General features: G+C 58.1%; 29 protein-coding genes. 5 read left to right on the plus strand and 24 right to left on the minus strand.

Annotation, left to right across the window (positions count from 1 at the left end):
• The 20 genes from QPJ95_RS21910 to QPJ95_RS22005 all read right to left on the minus strand — a co-directional run bounded on the left by QPJ95_RS21910 (position 1) and on the right by QPJ95_RS22005 (position 16,308).
• Positions 1-1,284, minus strand: coding sequence for a hypothetical protein (locus tag QPJ95_RS21910; protein ID WP_286018206.1), 1,284 nt, complete (start codon positions 1,282-1,284; stop codon positions 1-3).
• A 12-nt stretch (positions 1,285-1,296) separates the two neighbouring features.
• On the minus strand, positions 1,297-3,111 hold the full coding sequence (locus tag QPJ95_RS21915) for a fibronectin type III domain-containing protein (protein ID WP_286018207.1): 1,815 nt from the start codon (positions 3,109-3,111) through the stop codon (positions 1,297-1,299).
• Positions 3,101-3,526 carry a DUF6950 family protein gene (locus QPJ95_RS21920; protein WP_270921135.1) on the minus strand — a complete coding sequence of 142 codons (426 nt, stop codon included), beginning with the start codon at positions 3,524-3,526 and terminating at the stop codon, positions 3,101-3,103. The genes QPJ95_RS21915 and QPJ95_RS21920 overlap by 11 nt, the downstream gene beginning before the upstream one ends.
• Positions 3,523-4,110: a hypothetical protein gene (locus QPJ95_RS21925; protein WP_270921136.1), complete on the minus strand. Its 588-nt coding sequence runs from the start codon at positions 4,108-4,110 to the stop codon at positions 3,523-3,525. Before QPJ95_RS21925 ends, QPJ95_RS21920 begins: the two co-directional genes overlap by 4 nt.
• The gene (locus tag QPJ95_RS21930) at positions 4,107-4,769 is read right to left on the minus strand and encodes a hypothetical protein (RefSeq protein ID WP_270921137.1); all 663 of its coding nucleotides are present in this window, start codon (positions 4,767-4,769) and stop codon (positions 4,107-4,109) included. Before QPJ95_RS21930 ends, QPJ95_RS21925 begins: the two co-directional genes overlap by 4 nt.
• Entirely contained in the window at positions 4,769-6,748 is a 1,980-nt protein-coding gene (locus QPJ95_RS21935) for a hypothetical protein (RefSeq protein WP_270921138.1), read from the minus strand. The genes QPJ95_RS21930 and QPJ95_RS21935 overlap by 1 nt, the downstream gene beginning before the upstream one ends.
• Positions 6,715-7,029: a hypothetical protein gene (locus QPJ95_RS21940; protein WP_270921139.1), complete on the minus strand. Its 315-nt coding sequence runs from the start codon at positions 7,027-7,029 to the stop codon at positions 6,715-6,717. Before QPJ95_RS21940 ends, QPJ95_RS21935 begins: the two co-directional genes overlap by 34 nt.
• A gap of 11 nt (positions 7,030-7,040) precedes the next feature.
• The gene (locus tag QPJ95_RS21945; protein WP_270921140.1) at positions 7,041-7,385 is read right to left on the minus strand and encodes a GTA-gp10 family protein; all 345 of its coding nucleotides are present in this window, start codon (positions 7,383-7,385) and stop codon (positions 7,041-7,043) included.
• Positions 7,385-7,804: a phage tail tube protein gene (locus tag QPJ95_RS21950; RefSeq protein ID WP_270921141.1), complete on the minus strand. Its 420-nt coding sequence runs from the start codon at positions 7,802-7,804 to the stop codon at positions 7,385-7,387. The genes QPJ95_RS21945 and QPJ95_RS21950 overlap by 1 nt, the downstream gene beginning before the upstream one ends.
• The gene (gene gp17 / locus QPJ95_RS21955; protein WP_270921142.1) at positions 7,797-8,189 is read right to left on the minus strand and encodes a tail completion protein gp17; all 393 of its coding nucleotides are present in this window, start codon (positions 8,187-8,189) and stop codon (positions 7,797-7,799) included. Before gp17 ends, QPJ95_RS21950 begins: the two co-directional genes overlap by 8 nt.
• A gap of 3 nt (positions 8,190-8,192) precedes the next feature.
• Entirely contained in the window at positions 8,193-8,702 is a 510-nt protein-coding gene (locus tag QPJ95_RS21960) for an HK97-gp10 family putative phage morphogenesis protein (protein ID WP_270921143.1), read from the minus strand.
• Positions 8,699-9,016, minus strand: a complete 318-nt coding sequence (locus QPJ95_RS21965) for a head-tail adaptor protein (RefSeq protein ID WP_286018208.1) — start codon at positions 9,014-9,016, stop codon at positions 8,699-8,701. The genes QPJ95_RS21960 and QPJ95_RS21965 overlap by 4 nt, the downstream gene beginning before the upstream one ends.
• Before the next feature lie 3 nt (positions 9,017-9,019).
• The gene (locus tag QPJ95_RS21970; protein WP_286018209.1) at positions 9,020-9,598 is read right to left on the minus strand and encodes a head-tail connector protein; all 579 of its coding nucleotides are present in this window, start codon (positions 9,596-9,598) and stop codon (positions 9,020-9,022) included.
• 18 nt (positions 9,599-9,616) lie between these two features.
• The gene (locus QPJ95_RS21975) at positions 9,617-10,057 is read right to left on the minus strand and encodes a hypothetical protein (RefSeq protein ID WP_286018210.1); all 441 of its coding nucleotides are present in this window, start codon (positions 10,055-10,057) and stop codon (positions 9,617-9,619) included.
• Between the two features lie 69 nt (positions 10,058-10,126).
• Positions 10,127-11,431, minus strand: coding sequence for a phage major capsid protein (locus QPJ95_RS21980; RefSeq protein WP_270921233.1), 1,305 nt, complete (start codon positions 11,429-11,431; stop codon positions 10,127-10,129).
• A gap of 98 nt (positions 11,432-11,529) precedes the next feature.
• Positions 11,530-12,453 carry a S49 family peptidase gene (locus QPJ95_RS21985; RefSeq protein ID WP_270921232.1) on the minus strand — a complete coding sequence of 308 codons (924 nt, stop codon included), beginning with the start codon at positions 12,451-12,453 and terminating at the stop codon, positions 11,530-11,532.
• Positions 12,450-13,727, minus strand: coding sequence for a phage portal protein (locus tag QPJ95_RS21990; protein ID WP_270921231.1), 1,278 nt, complete (start codon positions 13,725-13,727; stop codon positions 12,450-12,452). Before QPJ95_RS21990 ends, QPJ95_RS21985 begins: the two co-directional genes overlap by 4 nt.
• The gene (locus QPJ95_RS21995) at positions 13,724-15,391 is read right to left on the minus strand and encodes a terminase large subunit (protein WP_286018211.1); all 1,668 of its coding nucleotides are present in this window, start codon (positions 15,389-15,391) and stop codon (positions 13,724-13,726) included. The genes QPJ95_RS21990 and QPJ95_RS21995 overlap by 4 nt, the downstream gene beginning before the upstream one ends.
• Positions 15,378-15,818 carry a phage terminase small subunit P27 family gene (locus QPJ95_RS22000; RefSeq protein ID WP_270920138.1) on the minus strand — a complete coding sequence of 147 codons (441 nt, stop codon included), beginning with the start codon at positions 15,816-15,818 and terminating at the stop codon, positions 15,378-15,380. The genes QPJ95_RS21995 and QPJ95_RS22000 overlap by 14 nt, the downstream gene beginning before the upstream one ends.
• Positions 15,819-15,879: 61 nt before the next feature.
• Positions 15,880-16,308 (minus strand): HNH endonuclease, encoded by a 429-nt coding sequence (locus QPJ95_RS22005; RefSeq protein WP_270920137.1) that lies wholly within the window; start codon positions 16,306-16,308, stop codon positions 15,880-15,882.
• 422 nt (positions 16,309-16,730) lie between these two features.
• On the opposite strand from QPJ95_RS22005, the gene QPJ95_RS22010 reads away from it, so the two are divergent.
• Entirely contained in the window at positions 16,731-17,444 is a 714-nt protein-coding gene (locus QPJ95_RS22010; RefSeq protein ID WP_270920136.1) for a hypothetical protein, read from the plus strand.
• A gap of 88 nt (positions 17,445-17,532) precedes the next feature.
• Here the strand turns inward: QPJ95_RS22010 and QPJ95_RS22015 are convergent, their stop codons facing one another.
• From QPJ95_RS22015 to QPJ95_RS22030, 4 genes are all read right to left on the minus strand, one after another.
• A complete protein-coding gene (locus QPJ95_RS22015; protein ID WP_270920135.1) occupies positions 17,533-18,231 on the minus strand; it encodes a hypothetical protein in 699 nt (232 codons plus the stop codon).
• Positions 18,228-18,773, minus strand: coding sequence for a hypothetical protein (locus QPJ95_RS22020; protein WP_270920134.1), 546 nt, complete (start codon positions 18,771-18,773; stop codon positions 18,228-18,230). Before QPJ95_RS22020 ends, QPJ95_RS22015 begins: the two co-directional genes overlap by 4 nt.
• 211 nt (positions 18,774-18,984) lie before the next feature.
• Positions 18,985-19,623, minus strand: a complete 639-nt coding sequence (locus tag QPJ95_RS22025) for a hypothetical protein (RefSeq protein ID WP_270920133.1) — start codon at positions 19,621-19,623, stop codon at positions 18,985-18,987.
• A 61-nt stretch (positions 19,624-19,684) separates the two neighbouring features.
• Complete coding sequence (locus tag QPJ95_RS22030; RefSeq protein WP_270920132.1) at positions 19,685-20,008, minus strand: hypothetical protein; 324 nt, start codon at positions 20,006-20,008, stop codon at positions 19,685-19,687.
• Positions 20,009-20,326: 318 nt separating this feature from the next.
• Between QPJ95_RS22030 and QPJ95_RS22035 the strand changes: the two genes are divergently transcribed.
• The 4 genes from QPJ95_RS22035 to QPJ95_RS22050 all read left to right on the plus strand — a co-directional run bounded on the left by QPJ95_RS22035 (position 20,327) and on the right by QPJ95_RS22050 (position 21,892).
• On the plus strand, positions 20,327-20,587 hold the full coding sequence (locus tag QPJ95_RS22035) for a helix-turn-helix transcriptional regulator (RefSeq protein WP_270920131.1): 261 nt from the start codon (positions 20,327-20,329) through the stop codon (positions 20,585-20,587).
• 296 nt (positions 20,588-20,883) lie between these two features.
• Positions 20,884-21,177, plus strand: a complete 294-nt coding sequence (locus QPJ95_RS22040; RefSeq protein ID WP_270920130.1) for a hypothetical protein — start codon at positions 20,884-20,886, stop codon at positions 21,175-21,177.
• A gap of 10 nt (positions 21,178-21,187) precedes the next feature.
• Complete coding sequence (locus QPJ95_RS22045; protein WP_270920129.1) at positions 21,188-21,469, plus strand: hypothetical protein; 282 nt, start codon at positions 21,188-21,190, stop codon at positions 21,467-21,469.
• Between the two features lie 138 nt (positions 21,470-21,607).
• The gene (locus tag QPJ95_RS22050) at positions 21,608-21,892 is read left to right on the plus strand and encodes a hypothetical protein (RefSeq protein ID WP_270920128.1); all 285 of its coding nucleotides are present in this window, start codon (positions 21,608-21,610) and stop codon (positions 21,890-21,892) included.
• Positions 21,893-21,896 lie beyond the last annotated feature (4 nt).

Consider the following 21,896-nt stretch of genomic DNA (forward strand, 5'->3'; position numbering starts at 1 on the left):
TCAGGTCTCCGTCCGCTTTGAGTAGTCGAGCTCTCGGAACAGGTGGATCCGCCCCTTATCAAAATTCGCACCATTCTCCCATCGGATCACGGCGTACAGGGTGGCTACATAACCGTTGGTAATGTCACCATCCACGTATCTGTTCACTGTTTTGGAGGTGACGGTGACACTGTTGATGTCCAGTACGCCAAGGGTGGTTGTGGCGATAACCGAATTGCCAACATCGTACCAATCAATCACCGGACGGTCAGTCGGAGCGCCGTTGTGGCTATAGTTTACAAGGGAAATGACGTACCTGTGGCCGGGTTCGAAGTTCGGCGTCTGGATGGAACTAACGTTACCGTCCACGTCTTTGTCGTACAAGGTGCCCGTTTTGCCGTCGCCCACCGTGACACCATCGTAAGGATGAAGCCCGTAGTAGGGGGAGCCTGTCTCCGCAGGGTCTGGACCACCACCACCGTGCTCGTCGATCATTTCTTTGACACCGAGAACTGAGGGCGTGACTCCGTTGGCAGTTCCCGCGATGTTCTGTGCGGACGAGGACTGCATCGTCACACCGTAGGCCCCTGCGCTCGACTTGACCATGTTCGCCCCCGGCAGCAAGCCGGTCACCTTAGAAGCGAGATCCACCGTATTCACGGTGCCTGCCGGATCAACGCCAAGGGCAGCGCGGGCGGCGGCGGCGGCGGCCACATCCGACAGGTTGTTGGCGGCCTGCAACAGCTCGGACTTGTCAAAAACGGACCCCAGCAAGACTGCCGCTGCAGAGAGGTTTTGATAGACCAGCGTTGCCGAGCCCGACTGAACAATAAACACCTCACCCTCGACCGTGGCGGCAAGGCCAGCCGCTTCACTCGCAAAAATCTTGGCGCCAGCCGCCAGCGCCGCCAGCTCAGCCTGCGCCTTGAAACTCTCGGCCTCACCACTGGCGGTCAAAGCCGCAGCCTCGGACAGGGCGGCAGCAGCGGCACTTTCCACCGCCAAATCGGCAAAGGCACTTTCGAGGAACAGCGTCGGGATCGCTGCATTCTTTACCCAGGTGCCTGCAATACGCTCATAGATCCCGGCCTCATCTGAGGTGTTCAGCACCAGCCCGAACTGATCATCAACGGCACCGACACGGGCCTGCAGATCAGCAAGAGCGCCATCGATGTAAGCCAGACCGCCACCGGCGGCGATGCTCTCATATTCCTGCATCCAGTCGGCGATATCCGACTTTCGCGGCTCATACCCTGCGCTCGGCGGGTTGCCGGTCATGATTATCTTTGGAGAAAGTGCGACCATTTTGCGCCCACCTTAAGCTGTGAATGTTACAGAAGACGACCAGTCGGAAACTCCGAGGCCGTTGGTTCGATTGCGGATCTGGATCTCGTGCTCAGCGCCGGACAACAGGCCGGACACCTGCAAAGCGCCCTGCCCTGCAGCCGCCGACACCAGCACCCAGGCGGAAGAGACTGCCGTTGTCCGGTACTGCAGATCCATCACATAGGCTGCGTCCTGCACATCCCACTGCACCGTTGCCGAGCCCGCAGCTGCCGCTGACACCGCAAACCCGGTTGGGACCGGAATGCTGGCGTCACTCACCACCCCGTCGTAGACCGGGCGCCGCGGCTCTTCAGTTGCCGCGTCAAAATCAAAATCCTCTGGCCTCACCGAATTGGCGGTCAGGGTGAATATGCCGACGCTTTCGCGGGCAAGTTCGCCAACCTCGATATAGATATCAATGCCCATTTCCGGGTGAATGACGCGGGCAAATCGATGCGCCCGGCCCCCTGAACGCCCACCAAGGATTTCATACCCCTTCATGCCAAGAGTGCCGCGCAGCTGGTATTGCGACAGTTTGGTGCGGGCCAGACGCTTGTTCAGGCGTGACACCTGATTGTGGTTTGTCACCATGAACAGCTGCGGCTCATCGCGCACCGGCATGGCAACCTGACGCTCCACCCATGTGCCGCTTGGCGTCTCGCGCCAGCCGTTGTCCGGCTCGGTATAGACCGCCGCCACCTCGTCCGGAGCATCGGCGCCCCACTGGCCCTCGATCAGCTCCAGGGCAAGAAAGTCCTCCGGCCCAAGCGTCAGCTCAGGCTCGATCCAGCGGCCAACCGTGAACCCGACTTTGCCGTCTGCCCGCTCATAGACAAAGGCATCACAGGCCGCTGCCATCTGTGCGCGCTGCGCTTCAAACTCCTGCTCATCCGAGAGGGTGCCGTTAATCTCCCAGCGCTTGCGCGGGATCCCTTCGCTGTCCAGCGCCACAACATCGCTGGCATCGGCCTCATCAGCCACTTCCGCCCAGTCCACGTCACGGCCCAGAACATTGACAACCCAATCGGCAAAGACCAGCGCCGCGTTTGACGTGAAACGGCTCAGACCGTCACGCGGATCGTAAATATCCTTCTTGCCATCAAAGACCGGCGCATAGGCCCACTGGCGGCCATCCGGGTAAATCTGGGTAAAACTCGATTGCGGTGGCCGCGCCGCCCAAAGAACAGCCCCCGACAGACCCTTAAAATCATGCGCCGCGGCTATCTCGGCAAAAGCCGCATTCAGGCCCGGATCTGCCTGCTGACCGGGATCGCCGGTGAACGCCGTAATCCGGCCATAGCCTTTAATCGGGCTTTCCGCGATATTGCTTTTGGCCGGGTCGGCCTCGCTGAACAGCGTCACAATTCGCTCATCCAGCCAGTGCTGCACGATGCCCTCAATCGGGTGTGCCGCCAGGATTGCCACATAATACCGCTTGCCGTCTGAGAACCCGGTGAAGCCCAGCGGTCCACCCTTGCGCGATCGACCATAGACCCATTCGGCATAGGCCACCGGCTGAGCAAAATTGACCATCCGCGCACCCGGACTTGGAATAGAGGGGGTCGGAACCAGTTGCGCCGCAAGGGCTGACAGGCCGATGGCCACAACAGTTTTGACCACAAAGCCGCCAATCACGGTGCCCGCAAAACTTGCGCCCAACCCGTAGGCGGCAGTTGTCGCAAGGGCGGATCCAGCAGCGACGCCCAATGAGCCAGCGATCCAACCGACAACCGGCCCGGCCTCCGCCCGCTGCGGTGTCAGCATGGTGCTGCCCAGCAGAGCGGCAAACAGCAGATTACGCCTCATAGCCCACACCCCAGATTGCCAGCACCTCAGAGACAGCCTGCGGGCTGAGCGTTGTGACCCCCTGCAGCCCCTTGCAGCCCCAGGCAGATCCAAGCCAGATCGCGCCGCAGGGAGAGGACCGCCCACCCGGATCCCGCAACATCAGCACAGCCGCATCGCCTGGCTGGGGCGTGTCCACACGCGGCAAACCACCAATGGTTGCCAGGCAGGCCTCAACCGCCATGACTGGGTCGCGCAAAAAACCGGTTTCCCGTTGGCACGATCCACGACTGTCATAGACACCCCGGACCGCCGCCGCCGGATCCCGACCCGTCACCCGCATCACCCAGTCCGCCAGACAGAGCATGCAATCCGTTTCGCCCCAGATGAACGGCCTGGCAGCCCATCTGTGCAGTTCTTGGTAAAGGGGCGTCATCCGAACAGCTTCTCTTCTTCAAAATCAGTAGTGGGCATGAATTCCAGCGATGGGTTTGACTTTCCGATCAGCTTGGCGTGGCCTTCGGTGTTCAGCACAATCCGGCGCGAGGCCCGGCGCTTTTCGGTCCAGGCTTCAAATCCAAGTGAGATCGATCGGTCCTGCGCGCCGCTGGCCGATATCCCAAGGGTCCGCATGGTGCGCTGCATCCATTGGACAGGAGGCACCTTGGGCGCATAAAACTCTGCCATGGAGCTGATGGGCTGCACCAGGAAGGTGATGGACCGCCCCTCAATATAGGTCAGACCAAGGGCGCGCACCTGGGTGATCAGATCATCCGCATCCGGATCCTGGAAATAGGACAGGGTAACATTGCCCTCTGGCGCCTGACCTTCCCTGGCACTGCCCAGACTGGAGACACTGACCAGCTGGGTGCCAAACCAGCGGTTGCCGTCTGTATCGACAAAGACACCGTCAGTGCCGATGATGAACCGAGCCGGACCATCCGGGGTGTCGATCTCGCACAGGTCAAGAGCCCCGTGGATCGCTCCATCGAGGTCATAGCCTTCCGGGAAAAAGCTCATCGGTTCAAAACCTCACGGAAGTTTAAACGCAGGCGCGCAACCAGGTCGATATTGTAACCAGCCTGCCCCATGCCATCCTCCACGGCTTCAAACAGCCCTTCCCCTTCCAGCTTTAAGATGTCACCAGCTGTGATCGCGGTCCGCAACGGCATTTGAACGCCGATGTCATAGGACCCCGGTGAGACCTCAGAGACCCATGTCACCAAAAACGGCCAAAGCTTGTGGCTCATGATCTGGCCAACAACTGGAGCAACCTCGGCGTTTTCCACCCGGATTTGCACAGCCCCAGCCGCCGCATCCGCCGCCGCAAAACATGCGGGCTCAGAGGCAAAGCCAACGCCCGAGGCAAAAGTTGCTCCACCTTCAAACGAGGTCCCAGCGGACGGAGCAGACGTAGCAAAGCCAACCGGATCAACCATGGTCAGCCGATAGATCCCCACTCGGCCCTGCGCCTGTGCCCGGATCGCCCGCCACTGCGCGATGGCGCTTCCCTGCAGCACGATGCTCGGCGAGCCAACCCAGCGGGGAAAACGATTATAGACCACCGATGTGCCGCCGCCAGTGTCATTTCCGGGTGGTTGTCCACGCCAGTCGACATCCCAGTTCGTATCCACCAGGTGCAGGAAGTCTGCCGGGAGAGTAACAATCGGGCGCTGCATCAGCCCTTCCTTTTCAGATGAGATTGCAGGTTCGCCGTGGTTTTGCGGTCCTGCATTTGCATGGCGGCTCCAGCCGCATGGGCCGAACTCCGATCGGATATTCTCTCAACAGCTCCCTGCCAATTGCCGTCCTGGTCGATAAACATACGCACGTCCATGACGCCACCGCCGCCAAACATACCCTTTGTCTGCTGGGCATTACTCACTTGCGATCCGCGTGGCAGGTTGACCAGTTCCGGCCCCCGTTCTCCCACCATGGCCAAGCCACCGGGCGCCGAGAAAGTACCATTGGCAAATCCGGGGATGCTGGGAAACAAAGAACCAAACAGCGATTCAAATGCCTGATTTGCAAACATCGTCGCCAGGCTGCCGGCCACATCGCTCACAGCATCTTTCAGGCTTTTCGCCCCGGTCACCATCCCGGCAAAAGCAGATTTTGCTGAGGACTTTACACTCTGCAGTCCTTTGGCCAATTCACTAACCGCGTCCTTAGTCTTGTTGACCCCGCCCGTTCCACCGTTCCCTAGATTGCCCAGGGCCGTGTTGAACCTGCCTGCCGCATCAGATGCACCATCCGTTTCTTCGCGCGCCTTTCGGAATGCCTCTCGCAGCGCTTCGATGCTGCTCAGCGGGCGCTCTGCTGCCCGCGCCAATGCATCCGCCCGCGCACGGGCCTGATCTGCGGCACCAAAATGATCTTCAGATGATTGCGATGTTTCATAAGACCCCGACCGGGCCGCCACCGAGGCACCGTGTAAATCCAGCGCCACATCCCCGAGGCCCGGAACATCCTTTACCGCTCCGGCAAGGTTGCGCAGAAACGTCGACCAGCGGTCCTGCAAGGTGGCCAGCATCGATAGAAACCCACCTGCCACCGTGTCCCAGGTCGCATTCAGCGAAGCCCCCATGGATGACGCCCCTGCGCCCATGCGGCTCCAGACCTCTGCCGCCACTTCTTTCAACAGCGCCAGCGCATTACCAAAACCACCGGCGCCTTTAACCAGTCGGGTGAGCTGATAGACCAACTCGCCAGCGCCGACGATTAGAATGCCGATACCCGTGGCAATCAACGCACCCCGCAGAAACAACAGCGATCCTGACAGGGTGGCCGTGGCAACCCGCGCGGCAATCAACGCCCCGACATAGCGCGCACCGAAGCCAGAGACCGCAACCGCCACATAAGTCATCAGCCGCTGAATATTATTGGCCAGCCCGTCGATCACCCCGCGCAGGGTTCCGCCCTCGCGCAGGCTTTCGGTCATGGCAGTTGCCATCTGACCCAACGCCGGGACAATCTCTAACGCGAGCTGTTGCGCTAGATATCGCCCAACCAGCGCCAGTCGAGAAATCGCATCATTGGCGCTCTCAATCTGCGCCGCATCAACGCTGCTGACCGCCAGGCCGTAGTCTTCAATATCCTGGCGCGCACTGCGGATGGCGTCACCGCCATTGATCATCAGCAGGACCATTTCCCTGTTGCGCACACCAAGGTCGCGCAAGACAGCTGAGGCCTCACCAGTGGTCAGCCCGAGGGCCTTCACCCGGTCCGCAATGATCGCCAGCTTCTCATCAGCGTCGGTGCCCGACAGATCCTCCACCGACAGGTTCAGCGCTTCCAGCGCCCGCTGGGCGTTGCCCGAAACACCAATGGCTGCAATCTCACGATCAATGGTCTGAATGTCATTGGTCAGGCTAGACAGGCTAACCCCCGCCTCATCAGCAGCCAGCTCCAAGGCCCGAAACCCACCGATTGATGCACCAAGACGGCGGGCAGATTTCGCCGCCTTGTCAAGATCCCGCGCCCCGGCAAGGGCCATTGCAGAAATGGCAGTGCCTGCCGCAGCCGCCACCATGGCAACCGCGACAAACTGTTTTTTCATCGCAGCCAGCGGGGATTTGACCCGCTTGGCACCCCGCTCGAATTTGGCACTATCGAGCCCCAGATTTACCCGCAGGGCTCCAATAACAGATTTTGACATTGCAGCTCCTTTGCCCCCCAGGCCTGCGCCAGCGTTTCGCACATCGTCTGCAGGTGCTCTGGCGATTGTGGATTAACCGGGCTTTCACCCACAAATTTTGAGAAATCAGGCATGGTTTCCGCCCGCGTCAGCACCGCTGTGTGCCATGCCAGCCAGCCACGATCCTTGTGTTCCCGCTCCAGGCGCGCGCTGGCCCCCTTCATTTGCGCCAGGTACAGACGCGACGTCAGCGACCAGAACCCCGCCGGGTCAAACCCGGCAGACACGTAGCTCTCCAACATGTCGAGAAAGTCTAGCCGGTTCGGTTCCCCGACTTCTGAGCGTTTCCCAAGTCACCCGCCTCAGCTGCGGTCGGGCTTGCTGCAGCCAACACATTCGCAACGATTGCAATATCCTCGCTCATGACATTACCGGCATCCTGCAAGGTCGCATCAGGGTGGTGCTGCTTCAGGAAAGCGTGAACCATGTGACGGAGATTGGCGATCGAAACCCCACCCTCTTCCGCCTTCTCGAAAGCGTCCATAGCATCCTTGCCAGTTGCCGCTTCAAACTCTGCCATGGCATTGAAATCGCAGACCAGCGTCCAGATCTTACCATCAATGGTGATCGTAACTTCGCCTTTGAAACGATTTCCCATTACATCACCGCCAGAACTGGCTTGCCGGATAGCTTCAGCGTCAGCGTTGCCGTCATCTTGTCATTCACCAGTTCGCCGTATTCCAACCCGGTGATCACGGCCTTAAATGTCAGAGTTGTGGTCTCATCTGGGAACGTGATCTGGCACCACTTTTCGCCCAGCTCAAACGCGGTATCGAGCGTCGCTGCCACTGACGGCGCAAAGTTGAGGCCAATCTTTGCCTCGCCGCCTTCCTTCATACCAGGGAAGTATTCCTTGTAGCGATCGGGGCTTTTCAGATGCGTCTTATCGACCGCATCCCGCGATTTGCTCGGCGGCGTGATGCCAGTGACACCAATGATCGCCGGGAATGGTCCGGCCTCTGCATCCGCCATCCCGAAGGTGGAATTATAGCCAATATCGGCGTCTAGTTCAGACATTGCTGCTTCTCCAATTTGTCAGAAAATCCATGGTCACGCGGAACGGCCTGTCGGCCTCATTTGCCCCGCGCTCTGTGTTGTCCCGCCTGGCGTCCAAAAAGATCCCGCGAAACCCGTCTTGCCGATAGCCGTCCAGCACCAGGCCCACGGCCTTGGCCAAATCTGCGGCATCTGCATAGTCCTCGGCGTAGCAGTCCACCTGCACCCGCCCACGCGACAGCCCATCTGATCCGGTCAGGGTATGCCCTGCGACATCCCCGATCAGATGCATCAGGATGGCCGGATATGGGTCATCTGGCAGCCGCGCGCCCCAATCAATTCGCCCGCCGCAAAACGCGGTGACGGTCGGCGCCCCCTGAAGGATGGCGCGAAATGCCCGTTGCATGATTTATCCTTTCGCCGCGATGCGCGCAGCCTTCCGCTCAGCCCGCGCAATCGACTTTTCAATCTCGGCCCACAGTTCTTTACTCAGGCGCTCCAGCATCGCTTTTTGATCGCGGTCCCAGGCAGGCCGGGCAAATGGCTGTGGCGGCATCGCCCCAACAGATCGCCCCGTCTCCTTGTGGAATCGCGGCCCGGTTCCGAATTCGACCAGATGCGCGTGGCGACCTGACAGATTGTAGTCAGCACCCACGAACATCTCGACGCTGGATCTGTCATCCCGAACAGACTTTCGGTGAACCCCAGCTTGATTTTTGCTCAGCTTAGACCCCACGACGATGGACCCTTTCAGGTTCCCGGTTGGCCCCTTCGGAGCATAACTGTTCATCAGGTCCGCTGTTGGCTGCGCCGCCTTCTTGAGCGCTCGACGCAGCACGCCTTTACCCGCTGCCTTGCTTATCTGGTCCAGCGCTTCTTCAAGCTCGCTGAACCCTTCCAGCTTCATATCGATACTCATATGCCTGCCTTCGCGACGGCTGTGATCTCCAGCGTTCGGCGGCGACCCTGCCCCGCCTTGATGCCGGTGATTTCATAATCAACGCCTTCGCATTGCAGGCGATGTTTTGGCGTTATGCTGGATGCGAGAACGCCACAGCGCACCACAAACCGAGATGTGATCCCGGCTGACACCTGACCCGATCGCCATTTTTCACTGACCTGCTCATCAAACCGATCCATCCAGATGGGATCACCAACAGGCGCAGTGGCTTCCTTGCGGCGCAGCCCGTCATCACTCATTGAAGGCGCCAGAACCTGAACTTTCAACCGCACCGATCAGCTCCCGTTAAATTCGCAAGGACGGCGATATCGCTGCTGGCGGATCAGCGCCCGAAACCCAAAGGACAGGCGCGGCGGGTTCGCCGGGTCCTCAACGGCAATCCCAGCCTCAAACCATTCTTTCGTCAGCAAAATTACCGCATGGCGCATTGGCGCAGCTGCGGCAACATCCGGTGCATGGCCCACTGTAGCCACCAGGCGCAGAGTCTCCGCACCTGTCGGCAGCGCCTGCCTCAGGACCAGCTGCGGCTCATCTGCCTGTCGGGAAAGACGGTATTTTGAGGCGTCCAGCGCCACCAGACCAGCATCAGGATCTTCAATCTCAACACTGGTGATCGAGACCACCGGCATGCAAGGGAACCACCATCGGCTCCAGTCGCCAGCCGGAATATAGAACGCAAATTCCAGTGGTGAGAATGGGCGGCCAGTGGCAGTGACAACAACCTGTTGCGCGGCCACCAGCAGCAATGCAATTGCGGCGTCATCGTCCGCATCGCAGTCCACCATGTGAACGGACCGCTTAAAGCCTTCAACGGAAACCGCCTCCGGGATTGCTTCTTCACCGATGTATTCCACTGCGCCGCCCCCTCTCGATTACGTCTTTGCGCCCTGCTTAGGCGGCTCGCCGCTGGTTTTTTTGCCATCGGTTTTTGCCTTGGTGTCAGCGGGTTCCGCTGTTGCGGACAATGCGGTCTCACGACTGGCCAGGTCGGCCTCGCGGGTTGCCAACGCCGCTTCACGATCGAACAAGACCTGCTCCTGCTGGCTGAGGGAGTTTTCGCGTTCATCCAGCGTCTGCGACCGGCCCTGCAATTCGGTGCGCGCCTGATCTACGATTTCCTGCACTTCGCGGGTGTCCACTTTACCAATGAGGACAGATTTGCCCGCGTCCGGATCAGCGGCATCGCCCATCAGTTTGGCGACCTTGCCTTTGCCCTCGCAAAGTTTTCGCGCCACATCCGCTCCAAAAGCGGCGGTGTCGCCCTTGTTGTAGCGGGAATATCCTTGGGTGAATTTCACCAGTAGTCGTGCCATGTCCTGGCCTCCGTCATTTGAGAATGGAAAAGGGCGGCCCGTCAGGCCGCCCGTGTCAGGTCAGGGGGATTACAGACCCCAGCTGGTGCCGGTCAGAACCGAGATGGCTTCATCATGGGCCGGGGCCAGATCGTGGCGAGACACCGCCCGCATCAGCGTCAGGTCACGCTGGAATGCCGAAACGGTGTCGCCGCTGGTATCGACAAAGGATGCTTCACTTGAGGACGCGATGCGAATGTCCTGATCGTCGCCGATCATAATCTCCGAGAAGTCCGCAAAAGTGATTTCAGTGTCATTACCAGTGCCGAGGTTGTTCGGCACCTGCGAGGTCGTCTCAATCGGATAGCCAAACAGCATATTGCTGGCCTCGATCGACGGGAACATCTTAGTTCCAGCTGCATTGATCAGGCTGGCCAGGAAATGTTTCGTCGCCCCCCGCATGATCCAACCGCATCGCATCATCGGCACATTGGTATCTTCGACCACGCTGACCATCCAGCGCAGCTTGGCCTCCACAACGGACGGAGTGTTGGCAATGGCGGATTGCTTGTGACCGGCCAGGCACCAGTTCAGCAGACCTTTGGGCGTGTTGCTGGTGCCGTCACCGCGCAGGAAGGCCAGATCTTCGCGCAGCGCCATATAGTTCAGCAACAGATCGCGCACCATGACACCAATGCTGGCGCTGGAATGCGCCAGAAGCGCGTTGCCGAGCGGCACCAGAGCGGTCAGGGTTTTGAAATCCTGATCGACATTGTCAAAGCTCGGCTCGCTTTCGACAATCGGGGCGTTCTCACCGATATAGCCAGCGGTCGGAGCGGTTGCCACCCGGCCATGGCGCAACTTACCTGCGGGCATGTCATGGACAACTGCACCGAGTTTGCGAACCACGACCTTGGGTTTCAGCAATTCGATCAGAACATTGCTCTGAGGACGCGGGATCAACACGCCGCCGGCGCTTTCAGTTGCCCCCGACAAAGTGGCCGCAATCTGGCTGTGCCCCTGTTCTTCCAGAAGGGTCGCGGCCTTGTCTTTGTCGCCCCGGGAATTGGCCAGAGCCGCCACCATCAGGCCGGTATCAGCGCCCTTGAGATCCGCATTGGCTGGCTGTGCAGGCAAAGAACCACCGCCACCCGTGCCGCCATCAAGTTCCGAAACGGCAGTGGAGGCTTTTGCGGCCTCGACTGCCTCGGCCCGTTTTACCCGCACCTGCAGTCCCTCGAATTCTTTCTGAGCCGCAGTAAACTCAGCAACTGCAGTGTCGATTGCGCTGGCCTCGGCGGTGCCGCTGGCTTGCAAGTCCTCGATCAGTTTGGCCGTGGTTCCCATAGTGTCCGCCGACGCTTTCAGCATGCGGCGCAGATCATTGATATCCATGGTTGTTTCTCCTGTTCTCATGGAAGGCTGGCAATTGCGCAGCCCAAAGACCCCGCCGCAAATGCGCAGGGCAAAACACTCAGCAGGTGCTGGTGAAATCAGATGTTGGCTGTCGCCTGCGCAGCTGCTGCTATGGCAGCATAGGCGCTGGATTTGGGGCGTGGCTTGGGCGCATATTGCCCGCCGATCCGCCCCATGAATTCGGCCATGGTCTCGACGCTATTACACAGGCCACGCGCCAGGGCGTCATCGCCCCAGAACACATCGCCGCCGTCGCGATTGCTCTCAGTGCGGCTCATGCGCCCCGGTAGATCCTCAACGCCAATACCGCGCCCTCGCGACACGTCAGCCAGAAATTCGGCTTCCATTTGATCCAACCGCAGCTGCGTCAACTCTTTGCCGTGATCGCTGGACAGGTCCGGACGCTTGGCCCCGGCATGGGCCGAGGTCTGAATGAATTCCTGATAGCCCCCCATGCCCGGCTGCATTGGTTGCACCGCCGTGGTCATAGTGCCGACAGACCCAACCCAAGACCCTGGCGTCAGGGCAATGTCACTGCACTGGCTGGCCAGCCAATATCCAGCCGAGGCCGCCAGTGGATGCACCAGAGCATGAACCGGCTTGGCCGCTGCGGCCTGGCGAATGGCTTCAACCGCGCCCTGAATACCCAGAACGGCGCCGCCGGGGGTGTCGTAAATCATCACGGTGGCCTGCACCTCATCGCTGGCCGTGATCGCGCCCATGGTTTCCACAAGCCCATGATAGGTGGCCCAGCCGAGGTATCTTTCCAGCATCGCTGAATTGGGCGTTATGATGCCGCGCACCGGCACATAGGCCACGCCGCGATGAATGGCGAAGCGCTGGCCGCGCTCGATCGTGATCTCCTGCGCCGAGGTCTCAATCGCCATTGGTTCATGGGCGGCCTCTTTGGGCAAATCCATTTGCAACATGGGCAGGCCATGTTCTGCCGAAATGGCAAGTGGCGAGGCCCCGATCAGGGCGGCAATACTGGTGCGGCTCATTCCTCTTTTCCTTTCGGTGTCTTGCTGTCATCGCGAGTCATATTTGGCGCGGGGTTCAACTTGTCGTCACCTGCAGTCACAGGAAGCCCCAGCACCTTCTGGCCGTGGTTTGGTGTCATAAATGGCCCACCAACAGCCTTGCCGATGGCTTCGTATTGATCCTTGATCGTCGGCTGCAACAGCGCCCCAAAATCATGGCGCAAGAACATACCACGTTCCCGTTCCGCCCGGGTCAGCACCGTCATCTCTAACTGCGCCTCGGCCTGCCCAGACCAATGCAGCAGACAATCGGTCAGATAGTCGATCGCCTGTTGTTCGCCGTTGGCCTTGACGCCGTATTCCAGCATCTGCAATTTGCTCGGCGGCATCCGGTACAACGCGGCCAAAATCTCGCGGTCATACTTCAACGTGGCCAGGAGCTCTTGATCCGCAGCCGTGAGATCCAGACTTTTGATATCGTCATCGGGGCCAAGAACCGGCATGCCGTCTGAATCGGGCCGGGTGATTTGATCTTTAACCCGCCGGGCATTGCGCAGCCTGGCGTCGTCATCTTCGTAGTTATCGCCCAACTTGATAAACGCTTTGGCCATCGCCCCAGAAACCGATCGCGCCGCGGCGTCCTGTCCAGCGATCGCCAGACCAACACTCTCAGAGGCAACCTGCAAAGGTGATCGCCCGGTCCATCCGTCCAGCGCCATATAGCGCATATGCACCATGGACCGGCTCGGCACCCGGCGCTGCACCCCCGCCCCATCTTCAAAATCATAAAACCGTTCCCGCCCGGCCCGCAACATCGTGCAACCGCCCTGCGGTGCCAACTCGATCATTTCCAACTCACCGCCGCCGTCACGCGGGCTGTAAGCATAAGAATTGCCGCGCAGGGCCCAGGCATAGACAAGGGCAAACCGGGTCAATTTTGCAGGAACACCTGGTGCGGATTCCCGGTTCAGCAAATAGGCAGCGGGATGATCGCGAACCCGGACCTCTTGCCCGTCATCCTTGCGCTGATAGAGTTTCAGCGGCACCTTGGACAGATCACCGCCGATGTTATTGCAGCAGGCAAATATGGTGCCATTCTGTTCGGCCCGCTGCGGTGTCACCCGTGGCAGGCGTTTGTTCGGGCGTGATCCACCCCAGCCGATATCCTGCAGCCAAGGTTCGGGGTTCAGGGTGCCCGAGGTCTCAGCCGAGGCATCCATGACCGGCGGTTCAACCCGTGCCGCCACCGGCTCAACCTGCCCGGCGCGCGAAATGTCCAATCCAAAGAACTTCATACCACCTCGATTTCCCGTGCCTTGCGTTTCTGTTCGCCATGTTCAGCGCGTCCCAGCGCCATGATGGCGGCCACCGCCGCATCGATGCGGCCGGTGGATTTCTTCTTGTTTGGCTTCACGTTCTCGGCGGCATCCTCGTCGCGGTGAACATTGCCCACCTGCCAGGCCAGCACCGGGTTGCCACCGTGGCGGATCTTGTTTTCCATCACCCGTTCCTCAAACCGTTTCATCGGGTTTGACATCGACTGATAGCCCTGCCGATGCTCGACCATTGGAAAGCGGCGCTTGTCCAATTTGTCGGCCAGGTACTTCATGCCCCAGGGATCATAGGCCACTTCCTGCAGATCAAAATTCTGCCGGATCCATTCCAACCGGTTGGCCAATAGTTCTTCGTCAATCGTGCCGCCCTTGTGGACCTCCAGCCAGCCCTGGTCGCGCCAGCCGACATATTCCCGCTTTTCACTCTGCGCCCGCTGGATGAACCCCTTTGGACCCTCTGGCAAAAAGGTATAGGCGATCATGTAAATCAGCCCATCCACCGGCACCGCCACCACAATGGCCGTGGTGTCGATCTTGTTGGACAGGTCCAGCCCAACCCAGGCCTTGCGGCCATACAGCATGCGCGGATCAAACCGCGCGCAGGCCGTGCCCTTGTCCCACACATCACGGGCAATCCAGGTCTCTGCGCCCTCGGTCCACAGGTTCAGGTGGAACCGCTTGAAGTTCGGCATTCTCCCTGCGATCGCCTGCGCCTTTTTCAGAGTGTCCTGCATGGCCTGAACAGGTTTGCTTACCCCGAGGTTGGGATTTCCCATGGCCCAGAATTTCGGGTCAGCCGGATCACAGTCAGCAGGTGGTTCGGCAATGAAACCAAAGAATGAATCATCATCGACCGCGCCGCGCAAAACACTTTCACCGTAGTCCCGCAGCTCGCCGCACAGAGAGGCGCGGTCCTGCCCGGCAGTGGTAATCACCCAGTCGATCGGCTGGGCGCGGGCGATCATGCTTTCAACAATGGTGTCGGCCAGTTCGCGGTCCGTCCAGCGGTGCATTTCATCGCGCGCCAGAAAGCTCGGGTTGATCCCATCCGATGAATCACCGTCGCGGCTCAGACAGGCGATCAGCCCGTCTGTTCTGGAGGTCTCAATTGCTGTTCGAGACACATCCATAAACTGTTTTAGAAACGCCGATCGCTTGATCATCCGCTTCATTTCCTTGAACAGCAGCCCCGCCTGGTTCTTTGTGGTGGCGGCGCAATAGCCCTGCGGCGCCGCCTCACCATCAAACAGCTGCGTGAACAACATCGGCACCGCCGTGTCGGTGGTCTTGCCGTTCTTCTTGCCCACCTGGTGATAGGTGGACTGAAACCGGCGCAGCCCCGTTTCCGATCGCTTCCAACCAAAGACAGACCCATGGCGAAACTCTTGCCAGGGTTCCAGTTTTAGCGGCATCCCCGCCATTGGCCCGGTTGTGTGCTGCAGCATTCCACCCCAGCGAATGATCCGGCTGGCCGCCGCGCAATCAAAGTACAGCCCGCGATCGGCACCAGTTTCCAGATCCATCAAATGGCGCTCGCAAGCCATCCGCACCAGGTCTCCGGCAACGATATCTCCCTCAATTACTCCAGTGGCGTAGCGGGAAACCGGGTGATCAATCGGTTCCATTCAGCTGCTTCATCACGTCGTCAAACAAATCGCCCTGACCGCCGGTATCCAATCGTGCTGCATCAACCGGCGACAGTCCAAACAGCGCCGAGTCCCGGCGCATATTTCCCATCGCAGTTTCTTGCACCGCGACCGCTGGGTGGCGGCGCTTTTGATTACCGTTCCGGCCTTTTCCGGTTGAGTAATACAGACCCTCCAACGCCAGCTCATTGGTCGCGGAAATGAAGTTCGCAACAGAGGCGCAATAGGTTCCGAACTGGTATTTGTAGAGCAGTTCTAACCGCCCCTTTTTCGCCAGTTCAGGTGCCAACTCGTTCCAAACATCCCGTGCCAAGTTGCACAAGAAGCCTGGTGCCGTTGGGATTTCACGCTGAATATCCTCCTTCATCGGAACGACATTCTGAAGGTTTGGCTTTCTACCTTTCATCTAAATCCCTCCTTTCCAGGTTGGGTCTTTTACCCCAATTACGCGCTCGCGTTTTAAAAGGTTATGCCGCCGGTTTGCTGTCTGGAGCCTCTGTTTTTAGATACCCCCCCTTGCGGTGGAACACCTCATGGGCTGTTTTCCGGCTGTGACATCGATGGCAGAGAGCCTGCCAGTTGCTTCGGGTCCAGAACGCCTTCCGGTCGCCCTTGTGAGGCACGATATGGTCCACGTCGGTGGCCGGTTCTACCACGTTCAACTCTAGGCAATCGACACAGAGCGGGTTGTCCCGCAGGAATGCCTTGCTGGTGCGCACCCACTTTGGATCTGCATAGAGACGTCGGGCCATGATGGCCGCTGGCGAGGTCTGCGCCTTGGCCCGCTGTTGTTTCAACCGAGCCTTGCGGCGCTGTTCATGCTCATCGCAATGAGACAGGCCAGGCGTCGATAACTCTTCGCAGCCAGCAGCTACACAAACCTTGAGCTGCGCCATGATCCCACCAACAGTTTTTGAAAGCCCCAACGCAAAAGCGCCCGCCGGTTTCCCGTGGGCGCATTTGGTGATGATATGGAATTACTTGCATGCTGATGGACTAATGGTCAAGAGACAATGTAAACATCAACCCTGATCAGTAATTCTCCGGGTGCCAAAGTGAACAATAGTGAAAGATCAAATTTGGCAGATGAGCCTCAAAGTACAAAACCCGCGAGTCGGAAGACACACCTTCCGATCGTAGCATGGTAAAATCGATCTCGCATTTTGCTGAAATTATGAAATAATAAGACTGAAATAGGCCTTTTTTCTGACTGTGAATTAGTTGAGTACATCTGTGAGAACTCTGGTCGGTAGACCAAAGATATTTTTCGTTGTACCTTTTCCACGTCAAGTAATGTGCGACTGGGGCCTAGACCAATATGGAAAAATTTCTAGAAAAGAACTTTGGTGAACTTGTTGACTTCTTCCCGCTGATGACTGCGATGATTTTCGGGGAAGGAAGGAAGTCGTATCGCGTGATGTTGAAGGACAATCAACGGGCTGCAAAGTTCTTCCTTCTATCTAACGTACTTTATGCGATCACAGTCTCTATGCCTAGTGGATTTGATAGCGAAATCACGCTGCAAATATTTGTTGTATTTCTATTTTTTGGCTTCAGCGTTATACTTTTGAGTGTATTAGCCAACGTTGCAACTGGTAGAATTTGGGGGCTCACTTCTGGTGCAGGATACTCATTTCGCCTATTGTGCTATTTTTCGGGTGTAGCAATTGCTGTATCAGGTATTCTATCATTTTCTCTTGTTTCTACAAACATTGCAGCTGGCATGTTGCTCAGGGAGTACCCTGAAAACCTTCAGCTATTTGGGGTCGTGAATTTTTCGCAAAATGCGATAAAGGTATTGGTCGAAGTTGTGTCTATTTTGTTTTTCCTGCTATTCACCTATCGTTACTATCGATTCTTACTGCACTATTACAAGCCTGCATCTAGAATATTATTCTGCCTCACAACTATAATTGCATATATTGCCGTGATGATTCCGGCATTTATAATTTCTCTTGTCGTATTTAATGTGTTTGGGTTTGATATTGAATTTGTTCTGTGGGCGGTTGAAGATGTGTTTAGACAATATTGAATGTACATTCTACAATTGTACATCCAAAAGGAAATGCCCCGATTGGGTGGGTGTTATTTCAATCTAGATCATGCGATGGTATCCTGCGTTAGTGTGTAGAATCAGCCATTCTCTGAAACGTTTGATCAGCTGCAATCTGAAGCGAGCTGATCAATTCACCCTTAATTGCCCACCCATGCGCTCGCAGCACATCACTCAGCGTCTTGTCTTCCAAGCACACCATATCGACCAATCGCCGATCAGTGATCGAGACCCGCGAGCCGCGCTTTGATGGGCGGATGCGCCGCACTACCATGGCCGATCCAGTCCCAATTCGGCGGCGCAGCAGTTCAATCTCCTCCCGGTCTCGCAGCACCGCATCGATGAACCCACCACCCTGGCCACCGCCACCACCAAGGCTTTCGTGCGAGGAACATTTGATGCCGGCACTTTCATACCGCTCCACTAGGTCGCGGTAATGCCGCCCCATCTGTACCTGCCCAGGCGAGAATGGCGACGGCTTATTGTGCCGCGCAGCCTTGGCCGCCATCACATCAAAAGCATCGGCGCGTTGGATGGCCGAGCGGCCACGATAGCCTGCCGGTTTGCTGGAATAGCCCTCGGCGCCCTCTGGATACAGCTGCTGCGGCTGAAACACCCGAAACGCGCCACGCGCTGGAGCTTCGGGGATTTCAGGACCACATTCGGGCGGCACATGACCCGCCGCTTTGACCGCATCTATTCTGACGCGCTCAGCTTCCAGCCGCGCCGAACCATCGGGCGAGACGATCACAACCACCGCATTCATACCTGCACCTCGCTCTGCGCCATGACGGCAATGTCCTGACAGCGCTGGATTGCGGCGCGGCGGCGGTCACGCCATTGCAGATCCTCCTGGTTCAGCTGGTCACCGCGCGACAAACGCATTTCAACATCCCGCAACCGCCGCACTGCATCATCAGCTTGCGTCTTAATCTGCGATACCGACCACCGACCTGGCCATTTTCGTTCCGCCTTTATCAGTGCCAACAACTCAGGCGCCCACAGCCCCTCCAACGCAGCACGCCCCACCGGCGCCGCAAAAACAGCCCGCTGCAACGGCGAGGCATCTTCCTCGGGCGTTTGGATCTGGCGCGCCCATTCAAGGATCTTGTTGGCAATCGGGAACCGGTCCGCGCCCTTGCCACCGGGATTAGCTGCAACCACTTCGGCCAGCGCCTGCAGATTGATGCCCGACATATATGCAAGCATCTTGCACAGATCATCGACCATGGCTTCAAACTGCGCCTGTCGCAGGGTCGATGGCCGCGCCAACCCGCGCCGCTGCAATGGTACAATCAGGTGTGACATTACCCGCTTCTCACCTGCAGCCTGTTCTATCGCATCCATTTTCTGCCCTCACTCTTTCTCAGCAATTCCGACTTATCCACAGGCAGGACCGCTGCTGTGTCGCGCAACTGTCCTGCTGTCTTGTTATGTCCCTGTCTGTGTCCCTGTCGTGCAGGACAGTCCAAGACTGTCCGAGACTGTCTTAAAGTGTCTTTCGGACAGTCTCGGACAGTCATGCCCGTCCCTGACCGCGCATCCGTCCCAGATCGAACATATGATCTGACCAGGCGCGCATTGCCCGCTCGATCCACTCGCCGCCGCGATAGCTGCAGCCCTCTTTGGTCAGCCATTCATCCATCCAGCGCACCGCGGCATCGTTCTTGGCCAAGTCAACCTGATAGCCTGCCACGGTGACCCGTAGGCGCTGCAGCCGTTTGGCTGTATTGGCCGCCTCATTGCGGGCGCGGTTGTCCTCTTTGCGGGCAATGGCCTCATTCAGGGATTTCAGCACCATCGGGTGCATCAACCGGATCTCGCCCCCCTCACAGAGGCAGCGCCTCCACTTGTGCAGCGGCCCATATTCAAGCGCACACAGCGCCTTAAAATGGGAGGCATCGATGAATATCATCTTTGCCAGCGCATCCATATCATCCGGCAAAGTGCCAACAGGTGAATGGTCATAAGCAATGTTGGTGAGATCGAAATACAGCGCCCGGCACTCTGGTGTGCCCTTCAGGCGCATGTCCGAATTGAGCCAACGGCGGCGCTCCCAGACCATGAAATAGTGACTGTCCAGCCGGTCATCTGACGTCAGCGGATATTCGGGCAGATCATCGACCGACACCGGCTGCACATACTGCGTTCTCTGCATCATGCCATCCTCCGTTGATTGCCAAATTCCATCAAACCGCCGGTTTCTGAACAAGGGCCGGTCATGCCGCCCGGGCCAATTCAGCTGCGAAATACGCTGACGCGTCGGGGTCGGTCAGCATGACCAACAGGGCGATATGGCTAGTTGGCGCGGTCACAGCCCCCCACCAGTTCAATGCGGTCTGGAAACTGACATCGCAAAACAGCGCCACTTCACGCGGACTACGGAACCGGGATCTGAAATATCCCGACCACAAATCAGGCGCGTTGGATTTTAGCCAATAGGGGTCAAATTGATTTGACCAAGAGTTTCGCTGCTGATCTGCGCCAGTATCGGCACATGAAACAACATTTTTTACAACAATGGTCAGATATGGAGGTCTCATGCGGCGTCCTTTCCATTAGCTTCAGGGTGCCCCTTAAAAAGGTGCTCCGGGACATCGAGGCCTCTCGCATTGCAATATTCTCGGACCACCCAAAACCAGTGTGCTGGAAACAAACCAACACGCTTGGCCCGAGTAACCAGCTGAACCGACAAGCCCGTTTCACGCTGAAACTGACCGCGTCCAGCAGACTCAAGAAAGTCCGCAACAGATTGTGTTCTATTCCCTGCTCTCATAACCACACTTCTACGCAATTTGCGTATTTTGTAAATACGCAAATTGCTCAGTGCCGTCAATCAAGCAAAACGATAGAATGCACTCATGCTTGAAGATCAAGAAGACGACATTGAAGCCGTAGCGGCACGCCTGAAAAGGGTGAGGGAAATCCTTGGGTTAACCAAGAAAGAATTTGCCGAGCGTGCCGATATGACAGAGCAAACATATGGTCCATTTGAAAATGCCCGCCGTGAACTGTCGCTGAACGCGGCGAAAAAGCTCAGAAAACGCTATGGCTTACCTCTAGAGTTTACGTATTTCGGGAAAATTGAAGATCTACCGACCAGGATCTCTAAAGATTTGTGATCTAGTCCCTCGGTGATATCTACCCAGAAATCCAGTGGTAGACCGGACAAACAACGCGCCAACTTCAATAGACGAAGATGCTCATATTCGTTCATAACTTCTAATCCTGACGTTGAAAGAAAATTACGTTCGCGCATTCCTACGCATGGATGCTTAGATGGCCACTAAAGAGCAATCTACTAGCTCCCAACATTGGGATCTCATCGTTTCTTGCATAAAGTTAAAACTAAACAATTTGCTTACTTTTGCACTTGACCTACGCAATTTGCTTAGTTTAAGCATTGCTGTATCAACCGATGGAGGTAAAGATTCAAGATCTACCCAAGGAGACTATCTCCTCGCCCCGCACAATCGTTTCGCGGCCCGAGGACTACCTGGACAACCCCGCCCTGTTCATGGCCGCCTGGGCCGTATTGAAGGCCGCACGCGGTCAGGCGTTTGACCCAGCCCGCCTGCGGGCTGCGCATTTGATCGATCGCCCGGAACCGACGCCAGAACCAAACAATCTGGACCAGACGCTGGACCGAGTTGCTGCCAAAACCCGCGCAATCGCACAGGCCAAGGGGCATGCACTGCCTCCAGCGGCATAGGGGAGTGACCATGTTCCAAACCCTCGCTAACCGATTTGCGGACACGCTGGCTGCCCTGCCCCTGGACGAACGCCGCGACGCGGTCGCCTGCGCGGTGATTGAAACCGGCGGGGACTACCCATTTCAGGTGCCATATCGCGCTGCGCTCGAGATCCAGCTGCATGGCACCGCTGCCATTGGCTGGACAGAGGATGAGGCGATCCAGAATTGGATCGACAGCGCGCAGCGCCCGGCCGCCGGCATCCAAGCCACCGAACCTCCCATGGTGCCCGAACCAGCGACCTGCAGCTAGGGCATCCACTTGGCCGGGGGTCACTTGCCCCCGGCCCTTTTCCCCACACCGGCGCGCTGCGGCCCGCCACAGGGGGGGCGCAATTCCACTCACGGACTTTACCAACCGCGCCCCCGCCAATTTCACGGATCGGACCAGATGCCAGGATCATCCAAAACCCCGTTCGGCGACCTGCCCCCTGCCCAACAGGCAGGCATGCTCTGCAACGAGCCCCGGTTCGCTGATTTCCTGCGCAAGGTTCACCAGTTCCCCGGCGAACCGCGCGCCTTTGTCATTGGCTGGTGCAATATCGTCAGCAGCCGCGACGTGGGCACCGATCAGCGCGCCGCCCTGCGCTTTCAACACCTGCGCTCAGACTACGACGCCTGGCGCGGCGCCATCCCCAAGCCCGCCGCCACAAACCCATCCAACAAAGGAACCTAAGAGG

This window comes from Parasedimentitalea psychrophila (genome assembly GCF_030285785.1).
Taxonomy (GTDB): Bacteria; Pseudomonadota; Alphaproteobacteria; order Rhodobacterales; family Rhodobacteraceae; genus Parasedimentitalea; species Parasedimentitalea psychrophila.